The organism is Dyella monticola (assembly GCF_003363155.1).
In the GTDB taxonomy this organism is placed as follows: Bacteria; Pseudomonadota; Gammaproteobacteria; order Xanthomonadales; family Rhodanobacteraceae; genus Dyella_B; species Dyella_B monticola.
This window is the reverse complement of the sequence record NZ_QRBE01000026.1, coordinates 1-8,302: the sequence shown is the minus strand read 5'-3', so window position 1 is coordinate 8,302 and position 8,302 is coordinate 1. Positions and strand designations below refer to the sequence as shown.

12 protein-coding genes are annotated in these 8,302 nt (G+C 58.5%); 8 read left to right on the top strand and 4 right to left on the bottom strand.

All coding sequences use genetic code 11. From position 1 onward, the window contains the following. Positions 1 to 475 precede the first annotated feature (475 nt). The 4 genes from DWU98_RS21345 to DWU98_RS21330 all read left to right on the top strand — a co-directional run bounded on the left by DWU98_RS21345 (position 476) and on the right by DWU98_RS21330 (position 2,842). Entirely contained in the window at positions 476 to 742 is a 267-nt protein-coding gene (locus DWU98_RS21345; protein ID WP_115497610.1) for an XAC0095 family protein, read from the top strand. 174 nt (positions 743 to 916) lie between these two features. After that, positions 917 to 1,411, top strand: coding sequence for a YybH family protein (locus tag DWU98_RS21340; RefSeq protein ID WP_158545147.1), 495 nt, complete (start codon positions 917 to 919; stop codon positions 1,409 to 1,411). Positions 1,412 to 1,606: 195 nt separating this feature from the next. After that, positions 1,607 to 1,975 carry a YciI family protein gene (locus tag DWU98_RS21335; protein WP_115497608.1) on the top strand — a complete coding sequence of 123 codons (369 nt, stop codon included), beginning with the start codon at positions 1,607 to 1,609 and terminating at the stop codon, positions 1,973 to 1,975. 213 nt (positions 1,976 to 2,188) lie between these two features. Beyond that, on the top strand, positions 2,189 to 2,842 hold the full coding sequence (locus DWU98_RS21330) for a glutathione S-transferase family protein (protein WP_115497607.1): 654 nt from the start codon (positions 2,189 to 2,191) through the stop codon (positions 2,840 to 2,842). A 57-nt stretch (positions 2,843 to 2,899) separates the two neighbouring features. Here the strand turns inward: DWU98_RS21330 and DWU98_RS21325 are convergent, their stop codons facing one another. Continuing rightward, positions 2,900 to 3,793 carry a LysR family transcriptional regulator gene (locus tag DWU98_RS21325; RefSeq protein ID WP_115497606.1) on the bottom strand — a complete coding sequence of 298 codons (894 nt, stop codon included), beginning with the start codon at positions 3,791 to 3,793 and terminating at the stop codon, positions 2,900 to 2,902. 148 nt (positions 3,794 to 3,941) lie between these two features. Between DWU98_RS21325 and DWU98_RS21320 the strand changes: the two genes are divergently transcribed. From DWU98_RS21320 to DWU98_RS21310, 3 genes are read left to right on the top strand one after another with little or no spacing between them, the layout of a single operon-like run. Further along, positions 3,942 to 4,700 (top strand): glucose 1-dehydrogenase, encoded by a 759-nt coding sequence (locus tag DWU98_RS21320; RefSeq protein WP_115497605.1) that lies wholly within the window; start codon positions 3,942 to 3,944, stop codon positions 4,698 to 4,700. Positions 4,701 to 4,725: 25 nt separating this feature from the next. Continuing rightward, positions 4,726 to 5,052, top strand: coding sequence for a carboxymuconolactone decarboxylase family protein (locus tag DWU98_RS21315; RefSeq protein WP_115497604.1), 327 nt, complete (start codon positions 4,726 to 4,728; stop codon positions 5,050 to 5,052). 47 nt (positions 5,053 to 5,099) lie between these two features. Beyond that, a complete protein-coding gene (locus DWU98_RS21310; RefSeq protein WP_115497603.1) occupies positions 5,100 to 5,519 on the top strand; it encodes a (R)-mandelonitrile lyase in 420 nt (139 codons plus the stop codon). Here the strand turns inward: DWU98_RS21310 and DWU98_RS21305 are convergent. Then, positions 5,513 to 5,899 carry a DoxX family protein gene (locus tag DWU98_RS21305; RefSeq protein ID WP_115497602.1) on the bottom strand — a complete coding sequence of 129 codons (387 nt, stop codon included), beginning with the start codon at positions 5,897 to 5,899 and terminating at the stop codon, positions 5,513 to 5,515. The genes DWU98_RS21310 and DWU98_RS21305 overlap by 7 nt on opposite strands. 92 nt (positions 5,900 to 5,991) lie before the next feature. Next, positions 5,992 to 6,852 (bottom strand): NmrA family NAD(P)-binding protein, encoded by an 861-nt coding sequence (locus DWU98_RS21300; protein ID WP_230474983.1) that lies wholly within the window; start codon positions 6,850 to 6,852, stop codon positions 5,992 to 5,994. A gap of 325 nt (positions 6,853 to 7,177) precedes the next feature. Here DWU98_RS21300 and DWU98_RS21295 point away from each other — a divergent pair, with 325 nt between their 5' ends. Then, positions 7,178 to 7,603, top strand: coding sequence for a winged helix-turn-helix transcriptional regulator (locus tag DWU98_RS21295; RefSeq protein ID WP_115497600.1), 426 nt, complete (start codon positions 7,178 to 7,180; stop codon positions 7,601 to 7,603). 108 nt (positions 7,604 to 7,711) lie between these two features. Here DWU98_RS21295 and DWU98_RS21290 read toward each other — a convergent pair whose 3' ends face one another. After that, positions 7,712 to 8,173 (bottom strand): SRPBCC family protein, encoded by a 462-nt coding sequence (locus DWU98_RS21290; protein ID WP_115497599.1) that lies wholly within the window; start codon positions 8,171 to 8,173, stop codon positions 7,712 to 7,714. Between the last annotated feature and the right edge of the window lie 129 nt (positions 8,174 to 8,302).

Below are 8,302 nucleotides of genomic sequence, written 5' to 3'. Positions count from 1 at the left end.
CTTGCCATCGATCTGCTCCTTCTACGGCGATTATCATCGCCTCATTGAGCAGGAAATCCACCTATCGGGCTGTTCAGTTTTCCGGGGCCAGCTCTGACAGATAACGAGGCGCGTTTCATGCGATGGTCTTCGTGTCGGATGTGCCTTTCTTCCTCGGCCAACCTGCGGCACATCCGACATGAGTGAAGCAACGCGGATCGCCTGAGCGACAACTCAGACGATCCGCTGGCCACAACCAACTAGGAAAGAGTTGACCATGGTTATTCCCGATCATACGGCACGCACGCATCCGCGTGACCCCGCCACGCCGGTTTTTGCACTGCTTCACCGCCCCGCAGACTGCGCGGCGTCGGGCCACTCAGGGCTTTCGTAGAAGCGGAATCGGATCCTTCCGCTTTTACGTGCAGGGTTTTTCCTGCATGCCCTTCACGCCACGTGCAATACGTGGCGTGACTTAACGACATGGAGTAGGCCCATGAATAACGTGCATGACCTGATCAACCCCCCAGGCTATCTGCTGTCTCAAAACTGTTACGAGGATTTGCAAACGGTCCGCGATAAGCTTCAGCTTATGGGCCAGCTCACGGGTAACGCATCGACACCGGGCGACAGCAAGGCCGTTCTACTGTTGCCGCGCGTATTGCTCGGCGAGTTTTTTCTTGATTTGAGCGGGCAACTCAGCCGCGTTCTGGATGCGGTGGAGTATTACGCGGAGCATGCAGGCGAGCTTTCGAAGCACTAACGAACGGTTGCTGCGCATGCGTCAACAGATATTGGGTGCGTCCGCACTGTTGAGTTTGCTGTGCTGCGAAAGGATGTTGGCTATGCGGGTGCTATACCGCTGCAGGCGCTGGTAGGGTCCGCTCATGCGATGTCGGGCGGCAGAAACATCATGGTTTCCTTAACGGATGATCCTATGAAAAAGACACTTTTGATGTTCATCGTCATGCTTTTTTCGATCAACGCTCATGCGCAATGCACCGCAGGTTCAGTGGCCTTGAGGCAATCACTGGATAAAGCAACGGCTGCCGTCAGGGACGCCTTTAGCAGGGGTGATGCTGCCATGGTGGGGCGGCTGCATAGTCCCAACGTCATCAAATATTTTGGTGGCAATAACGTCATCGTCGGGCGGGATGCCGTAGAAAAGGGGGCGAGGGATTGGTTCAAGCAGTCGAAAGTGGAGTTCGTTGGAAATACTGTTGAAAACACCTGTTTCATTGGAAACATCGCGATACAGACGGTCGTTTTTTCGATCAAGACAACGCCAAGGAGCGGCGGAGCGCCATCCATAGGAAGGGGGCGATCGATGGTTATCTATGTTCAGGATAAAAGCAGCCCAACCGGTTGGCTGACGTTGCGTGAGATAGCGCAAGAGGCGCCGCCTGTAACGCCATCAGATTCGGTTCGCTAGGGACAGCAAGCGCACGGTTCTCAGCGTTGACCAACGTCGGTTCGAACGATCAACGTCGTGTGGCGTCTCCAGCGGAACCGGTATTCACTTCGATCGGAATTCGAAAAAAAATGACGGGGTGCTGTCGATTTTCGAAACCCCCGTTCGTCGTTTCAATACCTGGCGGGGAGTCAGGCTCGAACGGGGAGAGAGACGATGCGCGTGATGGTGCTGGTGAAGGCAACGGAATCGAGCGAAAAGGGCGTCTGGACGGAGGCGTGGATGTCCGGGATGCTGAAGGCGATGGGCGCGTACAACGACGAGCTGCGCAAGGGCGGCATCCTGCTGATGGCTGAGGGCCTCACGCCCACTTCGCAGGGCAAGCGTGTCGCGTTCGATGGCGCCGGCCGCACGGTGACCGATGGGCCGTTCGCCGAGACCCACGAGTTAGTCGCGGGTTTTTGGATATGGGAGGTCAGGGACATGCACGAGGCGGTCGCCTGGGTGAAGCGCTGTCCCAATCCCATGCCGGGACGCAGCGAGATCGAGATTCGGCCGATTGGCGAGCCACCCGATTTGCCGTGAGCTGAGCGCGGACGATCACGGACATCCATGACTGCGTGCGCGAGGTGCGTGGCCGAAGCAGGGCAGGTTCATGTCATGGGATGACCCAAGGTACTGTGCGCTTTCAGCCCCATGCAGCAGAGCGGGGTATGGAAAAGCATCGTCTTCCATCGCGGTGAGTTTGATTGTTTGCTCACCCTGTAACTAATGATTTTCGCCACGAGGAGCTGCACGATGACCATCACCATTACCGCCTTTGAACGCTCGCCCGACGGTGGCATGGGGCTGGCGCGTGATACGCGCGTTCGCTGGGCGCTGGAAGAAGTAGGCCAACCCTACGAGGTTCGCTACGTTGCGCACAGTGCGATGAAGGAACCCGCGCATCTGCGTCTTCAGCCGTTCGGTCAAATTCCCACGTATGAGGAGGGCGAGCTCGTGCTGTTCGAAACAGGCGCGATCATCCTCCATCTCGCCCAACATCATGCGGGCTTGCTGCCGGACGATGCCAATGCCCGGGCACGCGCGATCATGTGGATGTTTGCCGCGGTCAATTCGGTGGAGCCGCCGATTCTCGAGCTCGTCACGGTGAAGTTTGTGGAGGGCGATAAGCCCTGGTGCAAGGAGCGCATGCCGCTGGTCGCCGATCGCATCCGCCATCGGTTTGGCCAACTTTCCGCTCGCATGGGTGATACCGAGTGGCTCGATGGTGCATTCAGCGCGGGCGACCTGATGATGGTGTCGGTGCTGCTCAGAACGAAACCCTCGGGCATTCTGGCTGAATTTCCCAACCTGGCTGCGTATGTTGCGCGCGGCGAAGCGCGGGATGCCTACAAGCGGGCGTTCGCGGCGCAATGGGCGGTTAATGCGGCCAAACCGGTGGCAAGCTGATTGCGCTTTATTTAGGCGCGATGTTTGTTCGGGTGGCTTTGAGGATTTGCAGTTAATTCATTGCCGGAACCGAAGCGTTTTCACGATCAATGCGAAGGCAGCCGAGTGTTGTCGCCTGCTCGGGTAGAACAGACAGTATCCCGGGTAGGACGGTGACCAGTTCTCTAACACCGCCTGGAGGGCGCCACGCTCAATATGCGGGCGCACTTCGCCCTCTGGAACATAGGCGAAGCCAAGACCCGCGATGGCCGCATCCACCATGAGCCTGAGATTGTTGAAGGTAAATTGACCATCGACACGCACATTCATCTGGCGCCCGTTTCGTTCGAATTCCCACGCATACAGTCCGCCCCGCGTCGGCAGGCGCAAGTTGATGCACGGGTGATCTACAAGGTTTTGCGGCGTCTTCGGCTCACCATTAGCCGCCACATAGGCGGGTGAGCCAACAACGAGCAATCGTTGATCTTCGCTGATCGGGACAGAGATCATGTCCTTTGCGATGACTTCGCCGAGGCGCACTCCAGCATCGTAGCGTTCGGCCACGATATCCGTCAGGCCGTAGTCGATGACGATCTCAACCTTGATGTCGGGATAGGCTGGCAGTAGCTGAGCCAGCTTCGGCAGCAGAATGGCTTGGGCTGCGTACTCATCGGTAGTAATACGCACGTTGCCAGAAGGCTTATCTCTCAGATCACCGAGCGCGGTGATTTCGCCCCGAATTTCTTCCATTCGCGGCGCGACCGATTCGAGTAAACGCATGCCGGCCTGTGTCGCGGAAACGCTGCGCGTATTGCGGTCCAGTAGCCGCAGGCCGATCCGCTCCTCGACCAGGCGCACGGTCTGGCTGAGGGCCGATTGGGATACGCCCAGTTTTGCGGCGGCCCTCGTGAAGCTGCCCTCGCGCGCCACGGTTAGCAACGCTTCCAGATCGTCGAGGCTCTCTCTTGCCATGGGCAGGCCTCCATCAGTTATTAGGCTGGCTTATAAGGCCAATCGGATTATAGCTATTTATCAATTGAAGACCGTCCCCCAAAGTAGGGACACGGGTGAGGTATCCAGACCGAGCTCGACTTAACTCGATGACCCGAGGCATTCCACGATGTACCCGAAATACGATTTCGCCGGCCAAGTCGCCCTAATCACCGGCGCGGCCTCAGGCATGGGCCGTGTGACGGCCAAGGCATTCGCCCTAGCGGGTGCGGCGGTGATTCTCGTCGATCGCGATGAGCTGGCACTGCAAAAGGTGGCCGCGGAGATCGTCGATGCCGGCGGCAAAGCCGTGACCGTGGCTGGAGACGTTGCCGATGAAGGCGTGGCCAAAACGGCGGTCACGCGTGCCGTCTCGACATTCGGCCGGCTCGACATGGCCTACAACAACGCAGGGGTTCTCGGCCCCATGTGTCCCATGATGGAGGAGACGGGTGAGGGGTATGACGCGGTCAACGCCGTCAACCTTCGCGGCGTCTGGACCTTCATGAAGCACGAACTTATCCAGATGAAAAAACAGGGCAGCGGCGCCATCGTTAATTGCTCATCCTTGGGCGGTCTCGTCGGCTTGCCAGGGCGCGCCGCTTATCACGCCACGAAGCATGGCGTGATCGGACTTACCAAAAGCGCAGCGCTCGATGTCGCGGCCGATGGCATCCGCGTCAATGCCATCTGCCCGGGCTGTATCGACACACCCATGGGCGATGGAATCGAACCCGAAGCGATGAAGAATTTTCTTAAAGAACAGCCGATCGGTCGCGCAGGCCGCCCTGAGGAAATCGCCTCCGCGGTGCTCTGGCTCTGCAGTGCTGCAGCAAGTTTCGTGCTTGGCGTGGCACTGCCGGTCGACGGCGGTTTCACAGCGCACTAATACTTGGCATTGAGGAAAACAGCTCATGAGTCATACACCGACCAACGCTCGGAAATCCTTCGGCGATATCGCCCTCCACCTTGCCACCATCACCGATGAGGTGTTGTTCGGTGACGTGTGGGAGAACCCAGTGCTCTCCAAGCGAGATCGAAGCCTGGTCACGATCGCCAGTCTCATTTCGCTCTATCGTGTTAACGAGTTGCCGTTTCACCTGAAGCGAGCGCTTGAAAACGGCATGAGCAAGGAAGAGATCGTAGAGACGATCACGCATCTCGCGTTTTACGCGGGATGGCCGCCCGCGATGACGGCGTTGCCGATCGCAAAGAAAGTCTTCGAGGAAGCAGAGGCCTGAATAGGTCCGTCTGCCGACATCCCACGATTTAATGAAGGTAATCGAACATGGAACTGAAGCGTGCAGGTTCACAACCCTCCCAAAAAGGCCCGGAGGCTTATTTCACTGGCACGGTGCGGATCGACCCGCTTAATGTGCCACCGGCACCGGCACCGGCAAGGCATTCATGTGCCGCTGTCACCTTCGAGCCCGGTGCGCGCTCTGCGTGGCATACCCATCCGCTGGGCCAGACCCTCGTCGTAACGGCCGGATGTGGTTGGACGCAATGCGAAGGCGAAGACATCGTGGAGATTCGCGCAGGCGACGTCATCTGGTGCCCGCCCGGCCATAAGCACTGGCACGGCGCATCGCCGACGACGGCTATGACTCACATTGCCATTCAGGAGGCCCTCGACGGCCAGAATGTCATCTGGCTGGAGAAGGTGACAGACGAAGAATATCTGGCAGGCGTCGCCGGCAATCACTGAACGTGTTGCTGCTGCTGATCAATGGTGGGTAACACCATCCGCTTGCGCCAGCTTATCCAGCCGACCACTAGTGACAACGTCGCCGCGACGAGTGGCGGCACGGCGTGCCCGTATTCGCCGTGGATGATGACGGTCGCGAGGGCAGCAAGCATGACAGTGCAACCGAGCGCCGCGCCCAACAGGCGACTCGGCGCCCGGAAAAGCAAAATGGCCGTGGTGAGTTCCAGCGTTCCGGTCACGACATGGAACCAGCGCGGGTAGCCCCATTTGAGGTATTCCTCGTAGATGGATCCCGGGGCGACGATGTTGGTGAGTGAACCCGCGACGAAGAAAGCGGCGAGCGCTATGGGTAAGACTTGGCGCCAGGAAATTTTAGACATGTGCACGACCTTGCATGATGCGTTTGCTGCCGATGGGATGCGAATCTTCGGAATGGATTCCGAAGATTCGCATCGATGGCTGATCCGTGGACCTACGCCGTCGCAGCCTTCTGCGCCGCCGCGAAAACATCGCGCGCGGACGTCGTGCCCGCGACGTGCTCCGTACCCTTGACCCCGAGGTCCATCCAGCCTGCGTTGACGGCATCAAACATCGCTTCAGCCGGTCCCGTCTGGCCCTTCGGAATGCCGATCTGCTCGAACGCTGCCGGCCAACCGGCGCGCGGGATAGCAAACGCTTTGACGTCGACCTTCAAGACGTCACCCAATTGTGTCGCGACGTCATCGGCGCTGACCATCGAGCCGAGCTCGATGACCCGATGCGCCGACCATGCCGCCCCGGTCAGCAGCGCTGCGATTTCGGCGCCGACATCATCGGTCGCGACCATGGTCGATTTCCGATCTGTCGGGTTGTAGTAGACGGGGAGCGTGCCGCCCTGGGCAACGTGCAAGCCGTAGAGGAAGTTTTCGAAAAACCCGCCGGCACGCACATAGGCGATCGGCAATGTAAGGTCGCGAAATCCTTGCTCCAGCAGCGACAGGGCCGTAATCATCCCCAGCCCGCTGGTTCTGTTCGCACCCATGGATGAGAGTGCCACCACCCGCGGTGGGGCTGCCTTGGCAAGCGCACCGACGTAGTTTGCGATCACCGCCTTCGCTTCTTTGTAATCAGGCGAAGGCGCCCATACCGGCGGCAACATGACAAATGCGCCTTCGACATCGCTAAGCGCCATTTCGATGGCTGCCGGGTCATTCCAGTCGCCGTCGACCAGTTGCACGCCTTCGTCGGCCCATTTCGCCGCCTTTGCACGATTCCGCACGAGTGCGCGTACTTCTTTGCCTTGCGCAAGCAGATGTTTTGCCGTTGCACCACCGACTTTTCCCGTAATTCCCATGACTAAAAACATGATGGTTCTCCTGATCGTTAGGATTTTTGTATGTAAAAGCCAATTAACAAGCAGGAGTTCCTACCGATGCGCGTTAGTTGGGGTAAGTGATTCCAAACCATGGCCGCGCTCGGTCGTCAGATGGCGAAGCCACTCCAAGCCTGATCCGCCTGCATGCCGGAGCCAGTGACGAGAAAGCGGCGGGAACAGAGGGGGACATGAAGACTCCGTGAGTGGGAGTCTTATTTACTTGGGGTAGGTCTACTATAGAGACCGCCACCTCGCGCCGTAAGGAGGCACTTTTTTGTAACCAGCAGATTTCGAGGAATTCCGCATGAGCAACGCATTGAGCGCCATCGAACGATTCAGCCGATATCCATTGGGCGAGTCCCAGTCCGTCTGCTGCCCGGTGCGCGACGTGCTCGACCGTATCGGCGACAAATGGAGCATGCTCATGATCATGGCGCTCGCGACGCGACCGCACCGCTTCAGCGAGCTTCACCGCGCAGTCCATGACATTTCCAAGCGCATGCTCACGCAGACCCTGCGCGATCTGGAGCGCGACGGACTGATCACCCGCCATGTCTTTCCAACCAAGCCCCCGAGCGTTGAATATCGTCTGGCCCCGCTAGGCCAATCGCTGCTGGACCCCATGGCGGGCCTTATCGAGTGGGCGGACCGTTGCTATGGTGACATCCATGCCGCGCGCGCCCGCTTTGACCGCACGCGCGGTGATGACAACATCAACCGGGAAGAGTGATCCACTCAAACCGGCGCGCTGTTCACTCCCTCCAGCACCCGCACTATCGAGCGGCGTGATGGATGGATCGACAGCAAGGGTCGTTCATTGGAACGACGAACAAAGGCCTCACGCGCACGATTGCGGATAAGGATCTTCCAACGCGATGGAGCCCGTCTCCAGAAACGACTTGAGGTTGGAAATAACCAGCGGCCAACCTTTCGATACTTCTTCGATGAGCTTGGAAGGTTCACGCTCGATGGAGTGCGTAAGCGTCAATTTGACCGCGCTAGGAAACGGTTCAAGCTCCATCGTCAACAGTGACGGAACGTCGTCTTTGAGCGCCGGGCTGTTTTCATGAGTCCAGCGGATAATTAAGCGCTTGAGCGGCGTCGCCTCAACGATTTCTCCTGAGGTAAGCACCTTTCCGTCACCCGACAGCAACTTCCACGGCGATCCTGCCGTCCACCGGCTTTCGCCATGGGCGCCGAACCAGTATTGCTTCATGAACTCGCCGTCGGTTAGTGCCGACCAGAGCTTTTCGGGCGTGGTGCGGATATAACTCACGTAAACACAAGTCGATTTAGCCATTGGGTTTCTCCAATCGTTTCTTCAGATTCGAGAGAGAGCTGGCCCCAGTGGTTTGAACAGCGAAGCCCGGTTGGATAAGTGGATTGCCTGCGTGGTTTAAGCGGCTTTGGGCAAAGCCGTTATCGGGAA